The sequence below is a fragment of the Acidovorax sp. BL-A-41-H1 genome (genome assembly GCF_051942715.1).
This window is the reverse complement of record NZ_JBPVJQ010000005.1, coordinates 205353-229648: the sequence shown is the minus strand read 5'-3', so window position 1 is coordinate 229648 and position 24296 is coordinate 205353. Positions and strand designations below refer to the sequence as shown.

The window sequence follows — 24296 nt, the reverse complement described above, 5'->3', positions numbered from 1 at the left end:
TGCCAGCACCCTCAAAGGTCCACCGGCGCGGCGTGCAGCAGATTGAGCTTTTTCGGGATGAGCTTCAGTTCGAAGAAGGTGTCTGCGATCGCCTGCTGCTCGGCCAGGATCTCGCGTGTGACCGGGGCCGTACCAAAGCGGGCGCGGCTCAGGTACAGATCGGTGATGGACTTGTCGAGGCCGAGCACAGCCGACAGTTCGGCAGCCGCCGCATCCTTGTTTTTGGAGACCCAGGTGTCGATGGCATTGACCTCATCGATGGCAATGCGCAGCACATCGCTATTCTTCGTGGCGAAGTCGCGCGAGGTGAAGTAGTACGCGCGGTTGTTGACCACGCCGGTAGCATCGACCAGCAGGCGGGCATCAAGCTGCTTTTGCGCAGCAGCCAGAAACGGGTCCCAGATGATCCAGGCATCCACGGCGCCGCGCTCGAACGCCGCACGCGCATCGGCCGGTGCCAGGAAGATCGATTGCACATCGCTGTACTTCAGGCCGTTCTTCTCCAGCAGCTTGACCAGGAAGTACTGCACGTTGGAGCCCTTGTTGTAGGCCACGCGCTTGCCCTTGAGGTCGGCCACGGTGCGGATGAGGGAGTCCTTGGGTACCACCACGGCCTCCAGCCCGGGGCGCGGCACGGTGGCACCGGCGTACACGAGCGGCGCGCCTGCGGCCTGGGCAAAGATGGGCGGGGCTTCGCCCACGTCGCCAAAGTCGATGGAGCCGACATTGAGCGCCTCCAGCTGCACTGGGCCGGCGTTGAACTCGGTCCAGGTCACTTTCACGCCCAGCGGGGCCAGGCGCTTTTCCAGCGTGCCGCGGGCCTTGAGGATGGAAAGCCAGCCTTTCTGATGACCGACACGCAGGACGCGGCCGGGCGCCTGGGCCCAGGACGCGCCACTGGTAGCGGTAACGGCAGCGGCAACCGATGCCGCGAGGATGTGGCGGCGCTGGAGGGAAAAACGGGTCAGTTCGTGCATGGTGCAAGCTCCGGAATCAAGGTGTGAAGGTGGGGCGACCGTGCCGGGCAGCGGGCAACACAACGCCCTGCCCGCGCACCGGGCGCAGCAAAAAAGAGGAAAAGTTGGGGAAGGAAACGCGGGCGACGGCGCAGGCGCAGCGGGCTTGCCGCGGCGCCAACACTGGCCTTACACGCTACATCGCACGTCAGCGAAGTTGACCGGCGCAAACCGCGCGGCCTGGGCGGGCGATGGGCGCAGGGTTTCCGTGACCAGCACGTTCACCGCATCGTCCAGCCGGGCGGCGATGTCGGCGTGGATGTCGCAGGCGCCCTCGGGGGTCAGCGTGACCTGCGAGTCGGTGGCGTAGATGCCGGGCAGGATGCTCTTGGCGCCTAGCGACTGCAGCACGGGCCGTAGCGCGTAGTCGAGCGCCAGCATGTGGTGCGGACTGCCGCCCGTGGCCAGCGGTAACACCACCTTGCCCTTGAGCGCTGTTTGCGGCAACAGGTCCAGAAACACCTTGAGCACGCCGCTGTAGGCCGCCTTGTAGACAGGGGTGGCCACCACCAGCACGCTGGCATCTGCGACCTGGTTCGTCGCCCGCACCACGGTGGGGTGGCCAAAGTCGGCCAGCACCAGGGCCTGGGGCGACAGGTCGCGAATCAGGATGCGGTCTACCAGCGCGCCCCGCACCGTCAGGCGCCGGGCCACGGCATCGAGCAGGGCGGCGGAGCGGGAACGTTCGGAGGGGCTACCAGCAATCAGCAGGGCAGACATGGAATTCCTTACTATTATTTTGATAGCACAAGGTGCATATGAAACGTGCGCCTGAGCCGTATTTCGCTCAAAAATGACGCGCAGCACCCTCCCCGCGCCGTCCGGCCAGGGCCTGGCCGGGCAGCAGCGCACTTGCTGAGAGAGGACAGGCCCGCCGCTCGGGCAGCCTGGTTCTGGCGCGACCTACTTCTTCGAATAGATCTGGTCGAAGCTCGCGTTGTCCGCAAAGTGGTCCTTGGCGGCTTTGTCCCAGCCGCCGAACGCTTCGTCGATGGTGAACAGGTTGAGCTTGGGGAACTGCCTGGCGTACTTGGCCTTGGCTTTTTCAGACACGGCCGGGCGGTAGAAATGCTTGCCGGCAATGTCCTGGCCCTCGTCGGTGTAGAGGTACTGCAGATAGGCCTCGGCCACCGCGCGAGTGCCCTTCTTGTCCACGTTCTTGTCCACTACCGACACCGCAGGCTCGGCCAAAATGGAGATCGACGGGTACACCACGTCCACCTTGCTGCCAAATTCCTTTTCCAGCAGGTAGGCCTCGTTCTCCCAGCTGATGAACACATCGCCCTGGTTGCGCTGGGCGAATGTCACCGAAGAGCCCCGCGCGCCGGTGTCCAGCACGGGCACGTTGCCGTACAGCTTGGCCACAAATTCGCGGGCCTTCGCATCACCGCCGTACTTGCGCTTGGCGAATTCCCAGGCTGCCAGGTAGTTCCAGCGGGCGCCGCCCGAGGTCTTGGGGTTGGGCGTGATCACGCTGATGCCGGGCTTGACAAGGTCATCCCAGTCCTTGATGCCCTTGGGGTTGCCCTGGCGCACCACCAGCACGATGGTGGAGGTGTAGGGCGAGCTGTTGTGCGGCAGGCGCTTTTGCCAGTCTTTCGGGATCCAGCCGCCGTTCTTGTGCAGGGCGTCGGTGTCCCCGGCCAGCGCCAGCGTGGCCACATCGGCTTCCAGCCCGTCGATGATCGACCGCGCCTGCTTGCCCGAGCCCCCGTGGCTTTGCTTGATGGTCACGTCCTGGCCGGTCTTGGCCTTCCAGTGTTTCGCAAACGCCTGGTTGAACTCCACATACAGCTCGCGCGTCGGGTCATACGACACATTGAGCAGGGTCACAGATTGTGCAAACGACGGCAAAGCCGTGAGGGCCAAAGCGCCTGCCAGGGCGGCGGCGAAAGGAAACTTGATAAAGTCGCGGCGAAAGTTCATGGGGGTCCTCGTTTCTGAATGTGTTGCGGTGCAAAACACCGATGAAACGCATTCTGGAAGGCCCCCTTCAAAACTGGAACTACTGAGATTTCAGTTCTTAATACCCAAATCATCTAAGCGAAGCCTTTTTTCGCTCGCCCCACCTACAAGGACACCCCATGGCACGCACCGTTCAATGCATCAAGCTCAACAAGGAAGCCGAAGGCCTGGACTTTCCGCCCTACCCCGGCGAGCTGGGCAAACGCATCTGGGAAAGCGTGAGCAAGGAAGCCTGGGCCGACTGGCTCAAGCACCAGACCATGCTGGTCAATGAAAACCGCCTGAACCTGGCTGATGCGCGCGCCCGCCAGTACCTGGCGCGTCAAATGGAGAATCACTTTTTTGGCGGCGGCGCAGACGCTGCGGCGGGCTACGTGCCCCCTAGCGCCTGACCGCTCCCTGCTCTTTCTCCATGTCCGAGCCCATTGACTGGCTACCGGACGGCACCCCCTACAGCCCCCGCTTCGGCGACCGTTACCACAGTGAAAGCGGTGGTCTGGAGCAGGCCAGCGGCGTGTTTTTGCAGGGCTGCGGCCTGCCCGAAGCCTGGGCCGGCCAGCGGCAGTGGCGCATTCTGGAAACGGGCTTTGGCTTTGGCCTGAACTTCCTCGTCACCTGGGCCGCCTGGCGGGCTGATCCGCAGCGTTGCGGGCTGCTGCACTTCGTATCCACCGAAGCCTGGCCCGTGAGCGCCGATGACCTGCGCCGCGCCCATGCCGCACATCCGCACCTGGCAGATCTGGCGCACGCGCTGCACCAGCAGTGGTGGGGCCTGTTGCCGGGTGTGCACCGGCTGCGGTTTGACGAAGGTCGCGTGCTGCTCACCCTGTACGTGGGCGACACGCAGGCCATGCTGCGCCAGCAGGGGCCGACCGTGGATGCCGTGTACCTGGACGGCTTCAGCCCCCAGCGCAACCCCGACATCTGGGACGAACACACCCTGAAAGCGGTGGCCCGCTGCTGCCGGCGCGGCACGCGTCTGGCCACCTGGACCATTGCCCGCGCCGTGCGCGACACCCTGGCCCAGTGCGGCTTTGAGGTGCAGCGCGTGCCGGGCGTGCCCCCGAAACGCGACAACCTGCACGCCGTGTACGAGCCCCGTTGGGAGCCACGCACCGCCCGCGGCATGGCCACGCCCGATGTGCCCGTGCCGCCAGGCCGGTGCATCGTCATCGGTGGTGGCATTGCCGGCGCTGCCACCGCCGCCAGCCTGGCGCGCCGCGGGTGGCAGGTGCAGGTGCTGGACGCTGCCCCTTCCCCGGCGGAGGGCGCTTCAGCCCTGCCCGCAGGCGTGTTCGCGCCCCATGTTTCGCCGGACGACAGCGTTCTGTCGCGCCTGTCGCGCAGCGGCGTGCGCACCACGCTGCAGCAGGCGGGCTGGGTGCTGCATGAAGGCACCGACTGGTCGCCCTGCGGCGTGCTGGAACACCGCACCGACGGTACGCCCGGCCTGCCCGCAACATGGTCGGCAGGCGGTGCGGGTGCGCAATGGAGCATGGCTGCACCGTCTGCGTCGCTCGATGCCGCGGGCCTGCCGGCCGACGCCGTGGCCTGCTGGCACCCACGCGCAGGGTGGATTCGTCCGGCCCGCCTAGTGCAGGCCCTGCTGGCACAACCGGGCATCGCGTGGCGCGGCGGATGCGCCGTGGCGCAATTGCGCCGGGTGCCATCCAACGCCGAACTGGCTGGACCAGAGGGCAGCGGCGCCTGGCAGGTGCTGGACGCCGCAGGCAACCTGCTGGCAGAGGCCTCGCTTGTGGTGATTGCGGCTGGCGCGGGCAGCAGCCTGCTGCTGGAGCACCGCTGGCCCTTGCAGCCGGTACGCGGGCAGGTGAGCTGGGGCCTGCATGTCAGTACGGAGGCTGTGTCGGCGGTGGCGCCCTTCCCGGTCAACGGGCATGGCAATCTCGTGCCGGCCTTCCCGGTGCCCTGGGCTGATAGCCCCTGTGTCGCCGCCAACACGCCCATGGCATGGGTGATGGGGTCCACGTTTGAACGCGACGTGGACACACTGCCGGCCTCTCCCACTGAGCAACAGGCCGCGCACACGGCCAACCTGGCCAAGCTGCAGACTCTGCTGCCGCAGGCTGCGGCGCGCCTGGACGGCGCGTTTACCGCCGCCCAGCCACCCGTGGCCAATGACAAGGCCGAGCCCGGCGCAGTCCGGTCCTGGGGTGCCGTCCGTTGCACATCGCCAGACCGCCTGCCCATAGCCGGGCCGGTGGATGCACAGGCGCTGCCCGGGCTGTGGGCCTGTACGGCCATGGGTGCGCGCGGGTTGACGCTGGCGCTGCTGTGCGGCGAACTGCTGGCAGCGCGCCTGCACGGCGAGCCGCTGCCGCTGGATGCGCGACTGGCCCGCGCGCTGGGCACGGAGCGGCTGTAACAGCGGATTCAGAGGCCGCGGCTGGGCAAGCGCCTCGCAGAGAGGCACTTACTGCATCCTGCAGACATGTCGGCGGCCCTGCCCCCTATCGCCCGCAAACCCGCGCCAGCACTTGCTTATAAACAAATTCACATATCAGCAGCACGAAACAATAGTTTGCATCCATAAGCAGCCCCCCTACATTCGCGGGCATGCATGAATTGGCGTTCGTTATCGCGGGGTTTGCCGTCGGGCTCATCGTCGGCCTGACCGGGGTGGGGGGTGGCTCGCTCATGACGCCGGTGCTGATCTTCTTCTTTGGCGTCAAGCCGCACCTGGCCATTGGCACCGACCTGCTGTTTGCGGCCTTTACCAAAATGGGCGGCACCGTGAGCATGGCCCGGCAACGGCTCGTGCCCTGGCGCGTGGTGGGCCAACTGTGCGCGGGCAGCATTCCGGCGGCACTGCTGGCGCTGTGGGTGCTCAAGACGCTGGGCCCGGCATCGGGGCTGGCGCAGCGCGTGATGACAACCACGCTGGGCTTCGCCCTGCTGCTGACCGCCGCCGCTACGCTCTACAAGGTGATCGCGTTCTCGCGCGAACGGCAGGCAGCCGACCATGCGCGGCGCGAAGCCAACGCAGCGCTGGCCACCCGCCCCCGCCACTGGAGCCTGCCTGTATTGCTGGGCGCGGTCATCGGCACGCTGGTCACGTTCACATCGGTCGGCGCGGGCGCCATTGGCGTTACCGTGCTGCTGCTGGTATACCCGCTGCTCCCCCTGCCCCGCGTGATCGGCGCCGACATCGCCTACGCGGTGCCCCTGACCCTGGTGGCAGGCCTGGGTCACGCATCGCTGGGCTCGGTGGACTGGCCGCTGCTTGCACAATTGCTGGCTGGCTCGCTGCCGGGCATCTGGCTGGGCTCGCGCCTGGTCACCCGCACTCCCGAGCGCCTGATTCGCTCCATCCTCTCTGCGCTGCTTGCCTGGGCAGGCGCCAAACTGATCCTGATCTGAGCTCCCCTATGTACCAATACACCGCATTCGACACCGCGTTCGTGCAGCAGCGCGCAGCGCAGTTCCGTGACCAGCTCACGCGCTGGCAGACCGGCAAGCTGAGCGAGGACGACTTCCGCCCGCTGCGCCTGCAAAACGGCTGGTACGTGCAGCGCTACGCCCCCATGCTGCGCGTGGCAGTGCCTTACGGCGAAATCGCCAGCCGCCAGCTGCGCGTGCTGGCGCAAATTGCCCGCGAATACGACCAGCCCGAAGCAGCGGTGTTCAAGGCCGCCATGGAAGGCCAGGGCAAGCTGGGCACCACCTTCTTGCCCACACACTGCGCCCACTTCACCACCCGCACCAACGTGCAGTTCAACTGGATTCCGCTGTCCAAAAGCGCGGACGTGATGGACCTGCTGGCCAGCGTGAACATGCACGGCATCCAGACCAGCGGCAACTGCATCCGCAACACCACCACAGACGCGTTGGCGGGTGTGGCTGTGGACGAGATCGTGGACCCGCGCCCCTATGCCGAGCTGATCCGCCAGTGGTCCACCCTGCATCCTGAATTCGCATTCCTGCCCCGCAAGTTCAAGATCGCCATCAGCGGCGCCAGGGACGACCGCGCCGCCACCGGCTGGCACGACGTGGGCCTGCACCTGGTCAAGAACGATGCGGGCGAAATCGGCTTCAAGGTGTTTGTCGGCGGCGGCATGGGCCGCACGCCGGTGATTGGCACCGTGATCCGCGAGTTCCTGCCCTGGAACCAGATCATGAATTACATCGAGGCCATCGTGCGGGTGTACAACGAGCATGGCCGCCGCGACAACAAGTACAAGGCCCGCATCAAGATCCTGGTCAAGTCCGAAGGTCAGAAATACATCGACGATGTGGAAGCCGAATACCGCCAGATCGTCGAGATCGACGGTGGGCCGCACACGATTCCCCAAGCGGAATTCGACCGCGTGGCCGCCTGCTTTGTAACCCCCAAGCTGGCCGACATCGCCGACGTGCCCCCCGCAGCCCTGCAAGCACAGCTGGACGCCCAAGCTGCGGAGCACGTAATGTTTGGCCGCTGGCTCAAGCGTAATGTGCACCCGCACCAAAACCCGCAGCTGCGTGCCGTAACGCTGTCTTTCAAGCGCCCCGGCCAAGCGCCGGGTGACGCCACCAGCGAACAGCTCATTGCGCTGGCCGACCTGGTGGACAAATACTCTGCCGGCGAAGCGCGCGTGACGCACGACCAGAACGTGCTGCTGCCCTGGGTGCACGCCAGCCGCCTGTTCGAGCTGTGGCAAGAGGCCAGGGCACTGGGCCTGGCCAGCGCCAATGTGCAGCTGCTGACCGACATGATCGCCTGCCCCGGCGGCGATTTCTGCGCGCTGGCCAATGCCCGCTCGCTGCCGATTGCCGAAGCCATCACCCAGCGTTATCAGGACCTGGACGAGCTCGATGACATCGGCGAGATCGACCTGCACATCAGCGGCTGCATCAACAGCTGCGGCCACCACCACAGCGGCCACATCGGCATCCTGGGTGTCGATAAGGACGGCAAGGAGTGGTACCAGGTGACGCTGGGTGGATCGGACGGATCCGATCTGTCAGGCGCCGCCGCGGCGGGCAAGGTGATTGGCCCCTCGTTCTCGGCGGCCGAAGTGCCCGACGTGATCGAGGCCGTACTTGGCACCTACCGCGACCTGCGCGAAAGCGGCGAAACCTTCCAGAACACCGTACGCCGCACCGGCCTGGACCCGTTCAAGGAAGCCGCCAAGCAGGCCCGCCACAAGGAAGCCGAAACCGTCGCGGCCTGAGTCGCACCGCAGAGCACAGCCCCACAGACATGATGTTGAAACTACTTGCCGCCCAAGACCACCAGCCGCCCGCCGAGGGCGACGCCCGCGCCGTGGCCCTGCCCAACGATGCCGACGCCCTGGCCCTGCCGCTTGACGGCGTGGAACGTGTCGACCTGCACTTCCCCAGCTTTACCGATGGCCGCGCGTTCAGCCAGGCCTTTTTGCTGCGCCGCCGCCGCGGATTCACCGGCGAGATCCGCGCCACCGGCGATGTGCTGATCGACCAGCTGGTGCAGATGCAGCGCACCGGCTTTAGCAGCGCCGTGCTGCGCGAAGGCGTGGACGCTGCCGATGCGCAGCGCCAGTTCGAGCGGTTCCCCGGCTTCTACCAGGGCGATGCCGTCAACCCGCAGCCGCTGTTTGCTGCACGGGCCGCTGCCTGAGCCCCCATAGGACCGCACATGAGCCAATTCGATCTCGCACGCATCAACGCTGAACTCGGCCGCAACGCCGAAGGCCTCGTCGCCTGGGCCCTGGGCCTGGGCCAGAGCCCCATCGTCACCACAAACTTCCGCCCGTTCGAGGCCGTCATCCTGCACATGGTTGCGTCGGTACAGCGCGATGTGCCCGTGGTGTGGATGGACAACGGCTACAACACGGAGGCCACCTACCGCTTTGCCGACGAGGTGACGAAGCAGCTGGGGCTGAACCTGAAGATCTACCTGCCCCTGCGCTCGCGCGCGCACCGCGAAGCGGTTGACGGCCCTACGCCCGCGCTGGACGACCCGCGCCACGCAGCATTCACCGCCGAGGTGAAGCTCGAGCCCTTCGCCCGCGCCCTGCGCGAGACAGCGCCCAAGGTCTGGTTCACCGCCCTGCGCGCCACCGACACCGCCGTGCGCGCACAGATGGACCCGGTGAGCATCAACCCCGACGGCCTCATCAAGGTGGCGCCGCTGCTGCACTGGTCGTCCAAGGACCTGCACGAGTACTGCGTCAAGCACGGCCTGCCCAACAACTTCGATTACGTGGACCCGACCAAGGGCGAAGACAACCGCGAGTGCGGCCTGCACATCGCCCACTGACCCGCGCAGAACCGACCATGAACGCCCGTACCGACGCCGCGCTGCTGCAAAAGAACAACGACAACCCCATGAGCTACCACCTCAACAATTCGCACCTCGACGCTCTGGAAGAAGAAACCATCTTCATCCTGCGCGAGGTGGCTGCCGCCTTTGAACGCCCTGCCCTGCTGTTTTCGGGCGGCAAGGATTCGCTGGTGATGCTCAAGTGCGCCGAAAAAGCCTTTGGCAGCAAGGCCAGCGGTGGCGGCATTCCGTACCCGCTGCTCATGATCGATACCGGCCACAACTTCCCTGAAGTCACCGACTTCCGCGACTTCCGCGCGAAGGAACTGGGTGCCGAACTCATCGTGCGCAATGTCGAAGATTCGATGGCACGCGGCACCGTGCGCCTGGCCCACCCGGGCGAGTCGCGCAACGTGCACCAGTCGGTCACGCTGCTTGAAGCGATTGAAGAGTTCCGCTTTGACGCGCTGATTGGCGGCGCCCGCCGCGACGAGGAAAAGGCCCGCGCCAAGGAACGCATCTTCAGCCACCGCGACAGCTTCGGCCAATGGCAGCCCAAGGCCCAGCGCCCCGAGCTGTGGACGCTGTTCAATACCCGCCTGCAGCCCGGCGAACACTTCCGTGTGTTCCCCATCAGCAACTGGACCGAACTCGACGTGTGGCAGTACATCGACCGCGAGCAGATCGGCTTGCCCAGCATCTACTACACGCACAAGCGCCAGGTGGTGGACAAGAAGGGCCTGCTGATGCCCGTGACCGAACTTACCCCGCCGCGCGAGGGCGATGTAGTGGAAACGCGCGACGTGCGCTTTCGCACCGTGGGCGACATCACCTGCACCGCACCGGTAGAGAGCACTGCTGCCACGCCGGCCGAGATCGTGATCGAGACCCTGGCCGCCGACGTGAGCGAGCGCGGGGCGACGCGCATGGACGACAAGACCAGCGACGCCTCGATGGAAAAGCGCAAGAAGGACGGGTATTTCTGATGACAAACACTACTAATTTGATAGCTACAAGTGCATATAAATTAAGCACTACAGGCCAAAATGACCATATTTCCGCCCTCAAGTTCATCACCTGCGGCAGTGTGGACGACGGCAAGAGCACGCTGATCGGCCGCCTGCTGGTGGACAGCAAGGCCGTGCTGCAAGACCACCTGGCCGGCGTGCAGCGCCAGGGCGAGACCGACCTGGCCCTGCTGACCGATGGCCTCAGCGCAGAGCGCGAGCAGGGCATCACCATCGACGTGGCCTACCGCTACTTCGCCACCGAAACGCGCAAGTTCATCATTGGCGACGCGCCGGGCCACGAGCAGTACACCCGCAACATGGTCACCGCTGCCAGCAGCGCAGATGCGGCCGTGGTGCTGGTCGACGCCACCAAGCTCGACTGGAAGAACCCCGCCCTGGCCCTGCTGCCGCAGACGCGCCGCCACAGCCTGCTGGCGCACCTGCTGCGTGTGCACTCGCTGGTGTTTGCGGTCAACAAGCTCGACGCGGTGGAAGACCCGGTGGTGGCCTGGAAGCACATCCAGGGTGCGTTGCAGTCGTTTGCCCAGGCTGCCGGGATCACCGTGCGCGCCACGGTGCCCGTGTCGGCCCTCAAGGGCTGGAACGTGGTCGACGGCCACGCCGGCTGGTGCGGCTACCAAGGCCCCACGCTGCTGCAGGTGCTCGAAGAACTGCCCAACACCCCCGCCGACACCGCGCTGGCGGTGGCTTTCCCGGTGCAGTGGGTCGAAAAATCATCGTCGTCATCGGCCGACACCAGCCAGGGCCGCCGCGTCTTCTGGGGCCGCGTGGCTGCAGGCAACGTGACACCCGGCACGCCGGTGCAGATCTTCCCCAGCGGCCAGCTGGCCACCGTGGCGCAAGTGCTGGACCATGCCCGTCGCCCGGGCGACGTACCCGCGGGCACCAGCGCCGGGATCATCCTGGACCGCGAAGTGGACGTGTCACGCGGCGACTGGATTCTGGCTGCGCCCACGGCCGCTGCGGCCACACCGGCCGACGACGACTTTCGCGACACCCCAGCGGCCGTGCCGGCCTGGCCTTCCAGCCGCGAGCTGCGCACCACCATCGCCTGGATGGACGACGAGCCGCTGGTGGCCGGGCGCGTGTACTGGGCGCTGCACGGCCACCGCTGGGTCAAGGCCAAGGTGAAGGCCGTGGTGCACAAGCTGAACATCAACACGCTGGCCGAAGAAGCCGCCATCCAGCTGGACCCCAACGCCATCGGGCATGTGGATCTGCTGCTGCAGGAGGCGATTCCGGCCGCCGCTTTCAGCCAGGCGCGCGTGCTGGGTTCACTGATCCTGGTCGACACCGCCAGCCACAAGACCGCTGGCGCGGTGCTGGTGAACTGACCTCCATCAGCCTTTGTGCGCCGAGCACCCCTTTCTGCGAGAGGGGCCCTGCCAACCAAGGTCGGTGAAAGCCTTAAAATCGAGGGTTTTCACCGCCCCACACAACTCCCGTCATGACCCACGTCGTTTCCGAAAACTGCATCAAGTGCAAGTACACCGATTGTGTGGACGTGTGCCCCGTGGACTGCTTCCGCGAAGGCCCGAACATGCTCGTCATCGATCCTGACGAGTGCATCGACTGCGCAGTCTGCATCCCCGAGTGCCCTGCCAACGCCATCTTTGCCGAAGAAGACCTGCCGGCCGACCAGATCGCATTCATCAAGCTCAACGCCGATCTGGCCTTTGCCGACGGCTGGAAGAGCATCACCAAGCGCAAGCCCGCGCTGCCTGATGCCGACGAGTGGAACGGCAAGCCCGGCAAGGTCAGCGCACTGATCAAGTAAACCGCCGCGTGCCCCGCTGGTGATTGAAGCTTTGCAAGCGCCCGCCGTCGTAGAGACCGATGCCGTCGTCATCGGCGCGGGTCCCGTGGGCCTGTTCCAGGCCTTCCAGCTGGGCCTGCAAGGCATCACCGTCCACCTGATCGATGCCCTGCCCCATGCGGGCGGCCAGTGTGTCGAGCTGTACGGTGACAAACCGATCTACGACATCCCGGGCATCCCGGTGTGCACCGGTCGGGGGCTGGCCGATTTGCTGCTTCAGCAGATTGCGCCGTTCAAGACACAGTGGCACCTGAACACGCTGGTGTCCGCACTCAGCGTGCAGTCCGATGAGCGCCTGCTGGTCGAAACCTCGCAAGGTACGCAGCTGCTGGCCCGCAGCGTTTTCATTGCCGCAGGCGTGGGCGCGTTTGTGCCGCGCACGCTCAAGGTGGACGGCATCGAGCGTTTTGTGGGCACCCAGGTCCACTACCAAAACCTCCACTCCACTGCCAACGTGGCCGGTCGCCATGTGGTCGTCCACGGCGGCGACGAGCCTGCCGTGGCCCGCGCCGTGGAACTGGCCGAACAAGGCCAGGCCGCCCGCGTCAGCCTGCTGCACCGCCGCGATGTGTTCCAGGCCCCGGATGCCCTGCTGCAGCGCCTGCAGCAACTGCGCGATGCGGGCCGCATCCACGTCGAGGCCGTACAGATCACCGGTATTGAAGCCGCTGGCGAACAGCTGACCGCCTTGCAAGTGGTGGACGCCAATGGCAGCAGCCGCGCCCTGGCACTGGACCTGCTGCTAGCTGTGCTGGGCATTTCACCCCGGCTCGGGCCCATTGCAGACTGGGGTTTGGCCATGGACCGCAAGCAGCTGGTGGTGGACACCGCATCCTTCCGTACCAGCGTGCCCGGCATTTACGCCGTGGGCGACATCAACACCTACCCCGGCAAACGCAAGCTCATCCTGTGTGGCTTCCATGAGGCCACGCTGGCAGCATTTGGCGCGGCCGAGACCATGAAGGGTGACAAAGTGGCGCTGCAATACACGACCACCAGCCCGCGGCTGCACCAGCTGCTGGGCGTGGCACCGGGCACCGCCACAGCCCCCGCCGGGCACTGATCGCCAGCTGCCCGAAGGCAGGCTCTACAATCCGCACGCTCCGAAGGATGCTTGTGCGTCGGCCGGGGCACATCGCTAGGGGTGTGGGCGCTGCCATCACGGTGCCCACTGAGAGAGTCCCTTTGAACCTGATTGAGATCATCCTCGCGCAGGGAAGCATGTCTGTTGTGGCCATCCCCTGATTCGGTCTTGGGACGCGCCCGCAGGCCGCCGCCCTGCTCTGTATTGCTACGGAGCCTGCCATGTCCCCATCGTCTGCCGCGCCTTCCAACGAAGCGCTGGCCCCTGTTTCTGCCGACCGCCGCGTCTTCCAGTGGCATGACCACGCCTCGCTCTGGTTCAGCCTGGGCGTGGGGCTGCTGGTCATGCAGGTGGGTTCGTACCTGATGCCCGCGCTGGGCACCAAGGAGGCGCTGATTGCCATCGTGGCCGGCTCCATCGTGGGCGCGGGCCTGCTGGGCTGGGTGGCCAAGCTGGGCTGTGACAGCGGCCTGGCCAGTGCCGGGCTGATGCACGCCGTGTACGGCCGCACCTTTGCCAGCCTGCCCATCATCCTGAACATCGTGCAGCTGGTCGGCTGGGGCACATTCGAGCTGGTGGTGATGCGCGACGCCAGCGTAGCCATCGGCCAGCAGTCAGGCGTGATGACCGGCGCCCACTGGCCGGTGCTGGCCACGCTGCTGTGGGGCGCCGTGGTGATGCTGCTGATCAGTGGGTCGATGGTGCAGCTGGTGCGCAAGGTGATTGCGCGCGTGGCGCTGCCGCTGGTCGTGCTGTCGCTGCTGTGGCTGTCATGGCAGTTCCTGTCGCTGGCCCAGGCGCAGGGCCTGGAAGCGCTGTGGACGCGCAAGGGCGAAGGCGGCATGGGCGTGTTCCCCGCACTGGACCTGGTGATCGCCATGCCCATTTCATGGCTGCCGCTGGTGGCTGACTACGCGCGACACGGCAAAAGCGGTGGCTCGGCCCTGCGCGGCACCTGGCTGGGCTATGCGTTGGCCAACATGTGGTGCTACAGCCTGGGCGTGCTGGTGGCGCTTACCTTGCCGAGCAAGGATCTGGTGCAGGCGCTGCTGCTGGCCCAGGGCGGGCTGATTGCGCTGTCGCTGATCCTGATCGACGAGGTGGACAACGCCTACGGCGACACGTACTCCGGTGCAGTGTCGGCACACAGCCTCGCACCGCGCTGGACGGTACGCAAGTGGGGCCTGGCTGTGGCGGCTGTCTGCACGGGCCTTGCGCTGGTGCTGCCCATGCACAGCCTGGAGCCGTTCCTGCTGATGCTGAGCTCGGTATTTGTGCCCCTGTTTGCCGTGATCCTCGGCCGACTCGCGTTTGGCACCAATGCACCCGCACTGCTGGCGCAGGCCCGCAAGGTCAACCCGGTCCCGGTGGGCATCTGGCTGGCAGGCATCGCGTTCTATCACCTGCTGCCCATGGTCTCTACCGCACTGGGCGCAGCGCTGCCCACGCTGGCCGTGTGTTTTGCGCTGGCATTTGCCACCCGCCCGCGCGGGTGAGCGGCGTGCCTCCCGGGGCCGCCCCGGGAGTTCGCGCAGCGTGAACGCTTTGCCTACCTAGAATGGCCCATGAAATACTTTGTTCGAACCTTTTTCAAGACCCTGCGCGTCGTGCTGGGCCCGGTGATGCTGCTCAAGGAAGCCTTGACGCGACCCAAGGGCATCGAGCGGTCCCCGGCCGGGCAGAAATCCGTGGACCAATCGTGCCGCGCACTCGCCCTGTACCAGTACAAAACCTGCCCGTTTTGCATCAAGGTGCGCCAGGAAATGCGACGCTTGTCCCTGAACATCCCCAAAATCGACGCGCAGCCAGAAGGGCCCGACCGGGCGGCGTTGATGCTACAGGGCGGCCACACCAAGGTGCCGTGCCTGAAGATCACAGATGAGACAGGGAACAGCCGCTGGCTCTACGACTCGGAAAAAATCATCGCGTACTTGCGCAGCGAGTTCGCGCACGTTGCCTGACGCGAAGCCCGCCCGGTTGCGTTGAGGCGCTGCTTAGTCCGGCAACACGCGCTGCGCCAGGGGCGCGTAACCGTGATTGAGCGGACCATGGCCGCGGCCCGTGGTCACATCAGCCCCCGCAGCGATGGCGCCCAGGATGTAGGCGCGGGCATTTTCTACCGCCAGCGGCAGGGGCTCCCCGATGGCAAGGAAAGCGGCGATCGCCGATGAAAGCGTGCAGCCGGTGCCGTGGCCGTTGTGCGTGGCAATGCGCTGCGATTCGAGCCGCTGCGTGCTGCCGCCCTGCACGGCCAGCAGGTCTACCACCCAATTCCCGGGCAGGTGACCGCCCTTGAGCAAGGCCGCACGGGCGCCCAAGCCCAGCAGGGCTTGCGCTGCTTCGGGCAGTGCATCAGCACTACTGATGCTGCGGCCCAGCAGCCATCCGGCTTCATCCAGGTTAGGCGTGATGACTTCCGCCAGCGGAAACAGCTCACGCACCAGCACGCCCACGGTTTCGTCGGCAATCAGCTTGTCGCCGCTAGTGGCCACCATCACCGGGTCGAGCACCACATGGGGCAGCTGGTGGGTGCGAATCGCTTCAGCCACCACGCGCACCACGTCGGGCGAATGGAGCATGCCGATCTTGACGGCGTCCACACCGATGTCCTGCACCACAGCGTCGATCTGGGCCCTGAGCATCTCCGGCGGGATGCCGTGGATGCCGGTGACGCCACAGGTGTTTTGCGCCGTGATGGCCGTGATGGCGGTCATGCCGTAGCAGCCCAGCGCGCTGAACGTCTTGAGGTCGGCCTGGATGCCCGCACCGCCCCCGCTGTCGGAGCCGGCAATCGATAGCACGCGCGCATAGCGGCGCGCCGGGGTGGGCGAAGGCATTGGAGAAGTCATGGCAAAAATTATGGCCTATGCGCCAGCGCAAACCTTGGCCACAGACCTTGTGCTGTAATTGATTTTTTCGGACGAAACAGGGGTGCCGTGCCGCGCAGTGCGCAGGCTTTGGCTGAGAAATACCCTGGGGCCATCAGAGTCTGTTCAAGACCTCACAGGCCCCGCTACCCGATCCAGGTCATGCTGGCGTGGGGAGTTTCCATCGCGGTGCCACCCGTTTTGTCCATGCTCGCCCACCACGCCAGCGCACGGACACGATCAACGGACCTATGTCACTGCCACCCTCTTCCTTTGCCATTCTGGGCGCCGGCCTCATGGGCCGGCTGCTCGCCGTGGAACTGGCGCGCCAAGGCCACCGCGTTGAAATCTATGACGCCGGGGGCCCGGATGCCGGCCAGTCGGCCGCGCGTGTGGCCGCGGCCATGCTCGCCCCGCTGGCCGAATCTGCCATTACGGAACCTGGCGTGGTGCGCATGGGTCACCACGGGCTCACGCGGTGGCCTCAGCTGCTGGCAGCGCTGGCGGACCCCGTGTTCTTCCAGCAGGCCGGCACGCTCATCGTGTGGCATCGGCAGGACGCGGCCGAGGCCCAGCGCCTGACACGCCAGCTTGAAGCCAACCAGCACACCGTGCCCGAGCTGCCCGCCCTTCAAAAGCTCGACAGCCAGGCACTGGCGCAGGCCGAGCCCACGCTGGCACAGCGGTTCTCGCAAGGGCTGTTCCTGCCGGGCGAAGGCCAGCTCGACAACCGGCAGCTGCTGGCTGCCCTGGCCACCGACATGCAGCGGCTGGGCGCGGTGGCCCACTGGAACACACCTGCGTCACCAGAAACCTTCGACCCCGGCAAGCCTGGCCAGCCGGACTGGGTGGTGGACTGCCGCGGCCTGGGCGCCCGGGCGCACTGGCCGGCGCTGCGCGGTGTGCGCGGCGAGGTGGCACGCATCCATGCACCCGACGTGACCCTGCAGCGGCCCACGCGGCTGGTGCACCCGCGCTACCCGATCTATATCGCGCCCAAGGAAGACCATGTCTTCGTGATCGGTGCGACCGAGATCGAGTCGGACGACCTTTCTCCGGTCAGTGCACGGTCCACGCTGGAGCTGCTGAGCGCCGCCTACGCTGTACACCCTGGCTTTGCCGAAGGGCGCGTGCTGGAGCTGGCCACGCAGTGCCGGCCCACACTGGCCAACAACCTGCCGGCCATCCGCCAGCCCCGGGAAGGCGTGCTGGAAATCAACGGCCTGTACCGCCACGGCTTCATGATTGCCCCGGCGATGCTGGACGTGACGCTGGACATCCTGAACACAGGACAATCGGCGCTTTCGCAACGTTTTGACCTCATGCTGGAGCTGGCGCCGGGCACGCCCGCCCTGCCCAGCGCCGCAGCCGCCCCTGTCCTTGCATGAACATCTCCATCAACCAGATCCCGCACGAGCTGCCCGACGGCGCCACCGTGTCCGACGCCGTGGCAGCCATTGCCGCGCGCCCGCCTTTTGCCGTGGCCGTGAACACCACCTTTGTGCCCAACACCCGCTACGCCGCGCAAGCCCTGCAGCCCGGCGACCGCGTGGAAATCATCTCGCCCGTGACGGGTGGTTGACCCTCTGCGTGAAATAATGATTCAGATTGGCCTCTAGCGCTTTCCAGCAAGGCGCTGGTAGCTATCAAAACCATAGTAAACATGATTTCTTCGACACCCCGAGACCCATTGGTGCTCTACGGCCAGTCGTTCGACAGCCGCCTGCTGCTGGGCACCTCGCGCTACCCGTCGCCCGCCGTGCTGGAAGCTGCCGTGCAGCGCGCCCGCCCGGCCATGGTCACGGCATCGCTGCGTCGCCAGGGCAGCAACCCGGCTGAAAGTGGCAGCAGCTTCTGGGAACTGCTGCGCAAACTCAATGTGCCCGTGCTGCCCAACACCGCCGGCTGCCACAGCGCGCAAGAGGCCATCACCACGGCCCAGATGGCGCGCGAAGTGTTCAACACGCCCTGGATCAAACTGGAACTGATCGGCGATGACTACACGCTGCAGCCCGACACGCTGAACCTGGTGGGCGTAGCGGAGCACCTGATCAAGGAAGGCTTTCAGGTGCTGCCGTACTGCACCGAAGACCTGGTGCTGTGCCAGCGCCTGGTGGATGTGGGCTGCCAGGCCGTGATGCCTTGGGCGGCGCCCATCGGCACCGGGCGCGGCCCCGTCAACCCCTATGCGCTACAGATGCTGCGCGAGCGGCTGGATGTGCCCATGCTGGTCGACGCCGGGCTGGGCCTGCCGTCGCACGCCTGCCAAGTGATGGAATGGGGCTACGACGGGGTGCTACTCAACACTGCCGTCGCCTTGGCCCAGGACCCGGTGGCCATGGCGGGGGCGTTTGCCGACGCCGTGAATGGTGGCCGGGCAGCCCGCATGGCGGGCGCCATGGCGGCACAGGATGCAGCACAGCCGAGCACCCCTGTGCTGGGTACACCTTTCTGGCACCACGGCCATGAGTAAGCACGATATCGGGCACATGGCGCAAGCCATCGTGGCACACCACGCCACGACATTTGCCGGCTTTGAACCGCAGCCAGTACCGGATGCAGCATCGCAAGACGCTGCCTACGCAGCCGCATTGCACGCCTGCAGCCAGCTCGGGTTTATCGCCGCGGATGCACGATGCCTGGCCAGTGCGTGGCAGGCACAGACGCTGCGCACGGGCAGCTTTGACGAGGCCCTCTGGCCGAGCGCACCGCAGGACTTCGGCCTCCAGCGGGTGCCGCGCGCCCGCGCATTTGCCCCTTGCCCTCAGCAGCTCGGCCTGTACGCCGTGCTGCCTGATGCGGTCTGGGTCGGCCGCATGGCGCGCGCCGGGGTTCCCACCGTGCAGTTGCGCTTCAAATCCACAGATGCAAAGGCGGTAGCGCGCGAAATCGCCGCTTCCGTGGCTGCGGTACAGGGCACTGGTGCGCTGCTGTTCATCAACGACCACTGGCAGCCGGCCATCGAGGCAGGTGCCTATGGAGTCCACCTGGGACAGGAAGACCTGGATGCGTTGCGCCCCGACGAACTCGATGCGTTGCGGGCCAGCGGTGTCCGCCTGGGGGTCAGCACCCACGGCTACGCAGAAATGGTCCGCGCCGATGCCGTAGGACCGAGCTACATCGCCATGGGCGCCGTCTTTCCGACCACGCTCAAGAAAATGGCCACTGCGCCACAGGGCGTGGGTCGGCTGGGTGTGTATGCGCGCCTTTTGCGCAGTTACCCGCAAGTGGCCATCGGCGGTATCGGGGCAGAACAGTTTGGCGAGGTGCTTGCCACCGGCGTGGGCTCCATCGCGGTGGTAAGGGCGCTTGTGAATGTGGCTGATCCAGAGGCGCAGGCAGCTGAGCTCATGGCACGGATGCAGGGCTGACGGCAAACGGCACACCTGCGATGGCAAACGGGCGTGGTGAGGGCAGGCATATGCCACTGCCCTGCAAGGGGTGCCTCGCGATGTCCTTGTGGGGCTGGGTGGCTGCCAGAACGCCCTAACCGATGTCGCCCTTTTTGCGCTGGTCTAGTTCGAGCCTGAGTTCCATCAACTCGTTGTCCATGCCAAAACCCACGGGCTGCCCGGCAGGTGGGGGTGGAGTGACCGGCACGGCAGGCAGATCGCTGAGCGTCAGGTGTGGTGCGTCAGACAGGTCAAGGTCGAGCGGCACGGCGAGCGAATCTACAGGAAAAGGGGTTGCCGCGGCGTGTTCAAGGTTCAGGCCACCCGGCAGCGAATCGAAGTCGAAATCGATCCCGCTGGCGAGCATGTCCAGCGAAGCATCATCAAGGCCACCAGCTGGTGCTGCCAAAGCAGCCCCGGACGCAAGGGCTCCGCTGAACACTGCCGACTCGCTCCGCGGGGGCGCCATAGGCGTGGTGCGGTTGCGCGGCGGCGGTGCGCCCCGAGCACTGGCCGGCGTGGTCTGGGCAATGGACAAAAGCAACAACAGATCGTCGTACGCTGCCAGGTCGAAGGGGGCGACAGCCGCACTACCCTCTTCGCGGAAAAGATAGCTTTCCAGCAGCTCGAGAACCGCGGGAGCACTCCACTGCGCTTCTATTTCGGCCAGCGCATCGGTGTAATGCTCCAACACGCGGCCGGGGCGGCTGAAGGTGGCGAAATCAGGTACCTGCGCATTGAACGATTGCATGAACTGCAGTCGCAGCTGGGTGAATTCGTCCACACGGCTCAGCGTGTGATAAAGCCGCAGCAGTTCCAGGTAGGCGAGCGGTGACGTCTTGCGGTGTTCGGCGATGTGGTGTTTAAGCACATCGATGGCTTGCTGGTGTTCGCCCACCGACACGAAGAATTCTGCCTGCTGCTGGATGTCGAACAGTTCTTCGGGATTGACGATGTGCAGCGCCGGTCCGGGTGGCGGTGCGGGCGCCCTCGGCTGCGGCGTCGCTGCTGCTGCAGCCTGCAGGGGCGCACCGGCGCTCACGGGCCCTGGCGCAGGCGCCGTCGTGACATCCAGTTCCGCACGACCGGACACAGGCCCAACTCCCGGTTGGGTTTCCGACGGAGGCCAGGTGTCGTCCGGATGCGGCGTGAGGCTCATCGAAGCTTCATGGGCCTCAACCGCTTCCCGGGTCCCCAGGGCCACTGAATCACGCCATGACCTGACCGCCCTGTCCGACGCGTTCCGAAGCCGCAGCAGCGCCCACGCAGCAGCAGCCAGTGCCAAAGCCAGCAAACCGGCGAGGCCGTACACCACCGTAGGGGAAAACCGCTCATTCTCGGCCTGCGCCAACTGCTCCTGCAGCTGCGCTGCCGAGGCGCGATCGCGGGCTGCCTGGGCTTTCACGGTCGCGAGATCGCCCTCCAGCGCCTTTGCGCGTTCTGCATCCGGGTCCACATCCCCGGGTTGTACGTTGAGAGCCTTCCACAAGGCGGCCGCCTGCGCACGCTGCGCAGAGGGTTGCTCGTCCGGTTTGATGCTCAGCAGGGGAGCGCTGCGCAGCACCACAGGGCTGTCGAGCCAGGTGTCAAGCGGCTCCACCACAAGGCGGGATGAGGGTGCCTTGGCGGACGAGGACGCCGGTACTGGGTTGGGTTTGACAGGGCGACCCGGCGGCAGCGCAGCCGCCGCGGGCCTCGCGTTGTCCTCCTGAACCGGGCGGCTGGGTGCACGCCTTACTGGAGCCGGGGGCGCGGAACCCGAGGCTTCGGAGGGCGCCGGCACCAGGGGTGTACGCAATGGCCCGGGCGTTGCCCCAGGCACAGCCGACTGCGCCAGTCGCGCAACATCCACCGGCCCGCCTGATCGCAACGCCGCTGAAGGAAGCTCGGAAAGAAACGTATATGTGCGGGTGACCTTGCCGGAACAACCCGCTGAGACCGTTACCCTCACGACGGGTTCATCCACCACCACCGAAGTCTGCACCCTTACGGCAGGGGGACGGCCTCGCGACTCGGCAATGGGCGTTACCAGCACTCGGGCCTCCCCCAGTGGGTTGTCGCCCGCGACAACCTCGGCGGTAACACACGAACCGGCGACGTCGGACCCCGCATCTGGCAGGACCTCGAAGGCCAGATCTACCGGCGCACCAATGGTGACCTGGCCGCGGCTACCGCCCAGCGACAGGGCACTGGCGCCGGCCGCAAGCATCCACACGCCAGCGCCAAATATGGTGTTACTGATTTTCACAATTCATTCTACTCGGGTGCGGATGATTCTTGCACACAACGCGCAACTAGAGCCACAGCCATAATCGCGCTATGAAAATTCAGTTTCCCCGCATCGGAATTGCAGGCACCGGCGCCATGGGCCGTGGCATCGCCCAAATCGCAGCCCAGGCCGGGAGCGAGGTGTTGCTCCTGGACGCCAATCCGGGGGCAGCCGAAGCCGCCAAGGCCGCGCTCGAAGACCAGTGGGCCAGGCTGGTCGCCAAGGGCCGGCTCGACGACACCCAAGCCAGCGCCTATGCAGCACGGTTGTGCCCCGTCGCCGCGGTTGCAGACCTTGCTGCATGTGACCTCGTCGTAGAGGCCATCGTCGAGCGGCTGGACGCCAAGCAGGCGTTGCTGGCGCAACTGCAAAAGGTTCTGCGCGATGACGCCGTGCTCGCGACCAATACATCCTCCCTGTCGGTCACGGCCATTGGGGCGGGGCTGCCCCGGCCTGGGCAGCTCGCGGGCTTTCACTTCTTCAACCCGGTCCCGCTGATGAAGGTGGTGGAGGTCATTGCAGGGCTGAAGACGGACCCGGCGATTTGCGCAGCGCTGGTGAACTATGCCCGGCAGATGGGGCACACGCCGGTACAGGCGCAGGACACGCCAGGCTTCATCGTCAACCATGCCGGCCGCGGCTTCGGCACCGAGGCGCTGCGCATCGTGGGCGAAGGCGTTACTGATTTCGCTACCGTGGACCGCATCCTGCGCGACCAGGTGGGGTTCAAGCTCGGGCCGTTCGAGTTGATGGATCTAACGGCGCTGGATGTCTCGCACCCGGTGATGGAATCCATCTACCGCCAGTACTACGACGAGCCCCGCTTTCGGCCCAGTGTCATCACGGCACAACGTCTTGCAGGCGGGCTGCTCGGCAAGAAGGTAGGCGAAGGCTTTTACCGGTACGCCAACGGCGTGGCACAGGTACCACCGGAACCACCGGTGCCAGTGGTCGAGCAGATTCCACCCGTATGGGTGTCACCGCGGGCCTCGCGCCGGGCAGAGCTGTACCAGTTGCTCAAGGACCTGGGCGCAACGATTGAAACCGGCCAGTCGCCTTCTGCGCACGCGATCACCCTGGTGGCACCACTGGGGTTTGACGTGACCACCGTGGCCGTCGTCGAGCGGCTGGACCCGGCCCGCACCATCGGTATCGACATGCTGATTGACGATGCGGCCACGCGGCGCCGCGTGCTGGCTACCAACCCGGCCACGCGTGTGGACATCCGCAACGCAGCGCATGCCCTGTTCGCCCGCGACGGCAAGGCCGTGAGCGTGATCCGCGACAGCGGCGGCTTTGTGACGCAGCGCGTGGTGGCGACCATCGTCAACATCGCCAGCGACATCTGCCAGCAGGGCATCTGCAGCCCGCGCGACCTGGAGACCGCGGTGACGCTGGGTCTGGGTTACCCGCTCGGTCCTCTGGCCATGGGTGACCGCTGGGGCCCCACGAACATTCTCGAAGTGCTGTTCAACATGCAGACCGTTTATGGCGACACACGCTACCGGCCCAGTCCCTGGCTGCGTCGGCGCGGCGCTATCGGCCTGAGCCTGACGCACGTCGAAGAATGACGCAGTACCGCCATGCAGTACAGCGCCCTGCCCCGTGTTCGCGATGCGGTGGGCGCCTGATGGCACAGCCCGCCCAGCGTCCCGCTGCCTGAAGTCCCCACCCGAGGTCTCCCATGCCCGCAGAACTCCAGAGCACCAGCCAGGGCCAGACCCTGATCCTCACCCTTCGCAACCCGGAGCGGCGCAACGCCATCGACCCGGCGATGTATGCCGCGGGCATCGAGGCCCTGGGCGTTGCCGAACGCAGTGCAGACATCCGCAGCGTGATCCTTACCGGTGCCGACGGCATGTTTTGCGCCGGAGGCAATCTGGAACGCCTGCTGGCCAACCGGCAGCAAGACCCCGAGGTCCAGGCGCAGAGCATTGAAGGCCTGCACAACTGGATCGAAACCATCCGCACGTATCCCAAGCCCGTGATCGCAGCGGTCGAGGGCGCTGCCGCCGGCGCGGGCTTCTCGCTGGCGCTGGCCTGCGACATGATCGTGGCAGCGCGCAATGCTGTGTTTGTGATGGCCTACAGCAACGTGGCGCTGTCGCCCGATGGCGGCGGCAGCTGGAGCCTGGTGCACGGCCTGTCGCGGCAGATGGCCGCCGAGATCCTGATGTGCGGCGACCGCCTGGGTGCCGAGCGGCTGCACGCACTGGGCCTGGTCAATCGCATCGCCGAGCCGGGCAATGCGCTGGATGCAGCGCTGGCGCTGGCAGAGCAGCTCAACGCGCGTGCGCCCAATGCGCTGGCCAGCATCAAGGAGCTCATTAACGATGCGCCCCACGCCAGCCTGACGCAGCACCTCAACCAGGAGCGCGACCACTTCGTGAAGAACCTGCACCACGCCAACGCGGGCGCAGGCATCAGCGCCTTTCTGGAAAAACGCACACCGCGTTACGAGTAGCGCGTACCACCTGCACACGCGCCATCGCGGGGTGCAGGCACTCGCCAGACCGGGCTTCGTGTAATGCGGACCCGGTTTTTTATTGATCGCTTGCGGCTTGCTCGGCGTGGCTTCAAGAGGTACCGCGCCGGGTCAGACCCATGCAGAC

The 24296-nt window shown here is 66.1% G+C and carries 23 protein-coding genes and 1 riboswitch; of the genes, 18 read left to right on the top strand and 5 right to left on the bottom strand.

Features of this window, described 5'->3' with window-relative positions; genetic code table 11:
- Nucleotides 1-11: 11 nt before the first annotated feature.
- The 3 genes from ACTPOI_RS12150 to ACTPOI_RS12140 all read right to left on the bottom strand — a co-directional run bounded on the left by ACTPOI_RS12150 (nucleotide 12) and on the right by ACTPOI_RS12140 (nucleotide 2942).
- Nucleotides 12-977 (bottom strand): sulfonate ABC transporter substrate-binding protein, encoded by a 966-nt coding sequence (locus ACTPOI_RS12150; protein ID WP_440109117.1) that lies wholly within the window; start codon nucleotides 975-977, stop codon nucleotides 12-14.
- Nucleotides 978-1145: 168 nt separating this feature from the next.
- Nucleotides 1146-1736 (bottom strand): NADPH-dependent FMN reductase, encoded by a 591-nt coding sequence (gene ssuE, locus ACTPOI_RS12145; protein WP_440109115.1) that lies wholly within the window; start codon nucleotides 1734-1736, stop codon nucleotides 1146-1148.
- A gap of 183 nt (nucleotides 1737-1919) precedes the next feature.
- Nucleotides 1920-2942, bottom strand: a complete 1023-nt coding sequence (locus ACTPOI_RS12140) for a sulfate ABC transporter substrate-binding protein (protein ID WP_440109113.1) — start codon at nucleotides 2940-2942, stop codon at nucleotides 1920-1922.
- Between the two features lie 158 nt (nucleotides 2943-3100).
- Here ACTPOI_RS12140 and ACTPOI_RS12135 point away from each other — a divergent pair, with 158 nt between their 5' ends.
- The 12 genes from ACTPOI_RS12135 (at nucleotide 3101) to ACTPOI_RS12080 (ending at nucleotide 15117) form a co-directional block, all read left to right on the top strand.
- The gene (locus ACTPOI_RS12135) at nucleotides 3101-3373 is read left to right on the top strand and encodes an oxidative damage protection protein (RefSeq protein ID WP_440109111.1); all 273 of its coding nucleotides are present in this window, start codon (nucleotides 3101-3103) and stop codon (nucleotides 3371-3373) included.
- Nucleotides 3374-3393: 20 nt separating this feature from the next.
- Nucleotides 3394-5367 (top strand): FAD-dependent 5-carboxymethylaminomethyl-2-thiouridine(34) oxidoreductase MnmC, encoded by a 1974-nt coding sequence (mnmC, locus tag ACTPOI_RS12130; protein WP_440109109.1) that lies wholly within the window; start codon nucleotides 3394-3396, stop codon nucleotides 5365-5367.
- Between the two features lie 191 nt (nucleotides 5368-5558).
- Nucleotides 5559-6362 (top strand): sulfite exporter TauE/SafE family protein, encoded by an 804-nt coding sequence (locus tag ACTPOI_RS12125; protein WP_440109107.1) that lies wholly within the window; start codon nucleotides 5559-5561, stop codon nucleotides 6360-6362.
- Nucleotides 6363-6370: 8 nt separating this feature from the next.
- Nucleotides 6371-8155, top strand: a complete 1785-nt coding sequence (locus ACTPOI_RS12120; protein WP_440109105.1) for a nitrite/sulfite reductase — start codon at nucleotides 6371-6373, stop codon at nucleotides 8153-8155.
- 35 nt (nucleotides 8156-8190) lie between these two features.
- On the top strand, nucleotides 8191-8580 hold the full coding sequence (locus tag ACTPOI_RS12115) for a DUF934 domain-containing protein (RefSeq protein WP_440109475.1): 390 nt from the start codon (nucleotides 8191-8193) through the stop codon (nucleotides 8578-8580).
- Between the two features lie 18 nt (nucleotides 8581-8598).
- Nucleotides 8599-9222: a phosphoadenosine phosphosulfate reductase domain-containing protein gene (locus ACTPOI_RS12110; RefSeq protein WP_440109103.1), complete on the top strand. Its 624-nt coding sequence runs from the start codon at nucleotides 8599-8601 to the stop codon at nucleotides 9220-9222.
- 17 nt (nucleotides 9223-9239) lie between these two features.
- On the top strand, nucleotides 9240-10211 hold the full coding sequence (cysD, locus tag ACTPOI_RS12105; protein ID WP_440109101.1) for a sulfate adenylyltransferase subunit CysD: 972 nt from the start codon (nucleotides 9240-9242) through the stop codon (nucleotides 10209-10211).
- On the top strand, nucleotides 10211-11590 hold the full coding sequence (locus tag ACTPOI_RS12100; protein ID WP_440109099.1) for a sulfate adenylyltransferase subunit 1: 1380 nt from the start codon (nucleotides 10211-10213) through the stop codon (nucleotides 11588-11590). Before cysD ends, ACTPOI_RS12100 begins: the two co-directional genes overlap by 1 nt.
- 113 nt (nucleotides 11591-11703) lie before the next feature.
- Nucleotides 11704-12033 carry a ferredoxin FdxA gene (fdxA, locus tag ACTPOI_RS12095; RefSeq protein WP_291518634.1) on the top strand — a complete coding sequence of 110 codons (330 nt, stop codon included), beginning with the start codon at nucleotides 11704-11706 and terminating at the stop codon, nucleotides 12031-12033.
- Between the two features lie 22 nt (nucleotides 12034-12055).
- Nucleotides 12056-13135 (top strand): NAD(P)/FAD-dependent oxidoreductase, encoded by a 1080-nt coding sequence (locus ACTPOI_RS12090; protein WP_440109473.1) that lies wholly within the window; start codon nucleotides 12056-12058, stop codon nucleotides 13133-13135.
- A gap of 67 nt (nucleotides 13136-13202) precedes the next feature.
- A riboswitch (TPP riboswitch) is annotated at nucleotides 13203-13307 on the top strand.
- 70 nt (nucleotides 13308-13377) lie between these two features.
- The gene (locus ACTPOI_RS12085) at nucleotides 13378-14652 is read left to right on the top strand and encodes a purine-cytosine permease family protein (protein WP_440109097.1); all 1275 of its coding nucleotides are present in this window, start codon (nucleotides 13378-13380) and stop codon (nucleotides 14650-14652) included.
- Nucleotides 14653-14721: 69 nt separating this feature from the next.
- Nucleotides 14722-15117, top strand: coding sequence for a glutaredoxin family protein (locus tag ACTPOI_RS12080; RefSeq protein ID WP_440109095.1), 396 nt, complete (start codon nucleotides 14722-14724; stop codon nucleotides 15115-15117).
- 33 nt (nucleotides 15118-15150) lie between these two features.
- Here the strand turns inward: ACTPOI_RS12080 and thiD are convergent, their stop codons facing one another.
- A complete protein-coding gene (thiD, locus tag ACTPOI_RS12075) occupies nucleotides 15151-16005 on the bottom strand; it encodes a bifunctional hydroxymethylpyrimidine kinase/phosphomethylpyrimidine kinase (RefSeq protein ID WP_440109093.1) in 855 nt (284 codons plus the stop codon).
- 269 nt (nucleotides 16006-16274) lie between these two features.
- Here thiD and thiO point away from each other — a divergent pair, with 269 nt between their 5' ends.
- The 4 genes from thiO to ACTPOI_RS12055 all read left to right on the top strand — a co-directional run bounded on the left by thiO (nucleotide 16275) and on the right by ACTPOI_RS12055 (nucleotide 19394).
- Complete coding sequence (gene thiO, locus ACTPOI_RS12070) at nucleotides 16275-17411, top strand: glycine oxidase ThiO (protein WP_440109091.1); 1137 nt, start codon at nucleotides 16275-16277, stop codon at nucleotides 17409-17411.
- A complete protein-coding gene (thiS, locus tag ACTPOI_RS12065) occupies nucleotides 17408-17605 on the top strand; it encodes a sulfur carrier protein ThiS (protein WP_440109089.1) in 198 nt (65 codons plus the stop codon). The genes thiO and thiS overlap by 4 nt, the downstream gene beginning before the upstream one ends.
- 81 nt (nucleotides 17606-17686) lie before the next feature.
- Nucleotides 17687-18496 carry a thiazole synthase gene (locus ACTPOI_RS12060; protein WP_440109087.1) on the top strand — a complete coding sequence of 270 codons (810 nt, stop codon included), beginning with the start codon at nucleotides 17687-17689 and terminating at the stop codon, nucleotides 18494-18496.
- Complete coding sequence (locus ACTPOI_RS12055; protein ID WP_440109085.1) at nucleotides 18489-19394, top strand: thiamine phosphate synthase; 906 nt, start codon at nucleotides 18489-18491, stop codon at nucleotides 19392-19394. The genes ACTPOI_RS12060 and ACTPOI_RS12055 overlap by 8 nt, the downstream gene beginning before the upstream one ends.
- A 115-nt stretch (nucleotides 19395-19509) precedes the next feature.
- On the opposite strand, the gene ACTPOI_RS12050 is transcribed toward ACTPOI_RS12055, so the two are convergent.
- Nucleotides 19510-20982, bottom strand: a complete 1473-nt coding sequence (locus tag ACTPOI_RS12050) for a hypothetical protein (protein ID WP_440109083.1) — start codon at nucleotides 20980-20982, stop codon at nucleotides 19510-19512.
- 752 nt (nucleotides 20983-21734) lie between these two features.
- Here ACTPOI_RS12050 and ACTPOI_RS12045 point away from each other — a divergent pair.
- Together ACTPOI_RS12045 and ACTPOI_RS12040 are read left to right on the top strand one after the other, a co-directional pair.
- Entirely contained in the window at nucleotides 21735-23255 is a 1521-nt protein-coding gene (locus ACTPOI_RS12045) for a 3-hydroxyacyl-CoA dehydrogenase (RefSeq protein WP_440109081.1), read from the top strand.
- A 113-nt stretch (nucleotides 23256-23368) separates the two neighbouring features.
- Nucleotides 23369-24148: an oxepin-CoA hydrolase, alternative type gene (locus ACTPOI_RS12040; protein ID WP_440109079.1), complete on the top strand. Its 780-nt coding sequence runs from the start codon at nucleotides 23369-23371 to the stop codon at nucleotides 24146-24148.
- Nucleotides 24149-24296 lie beyond the last annotated feature (148 nt).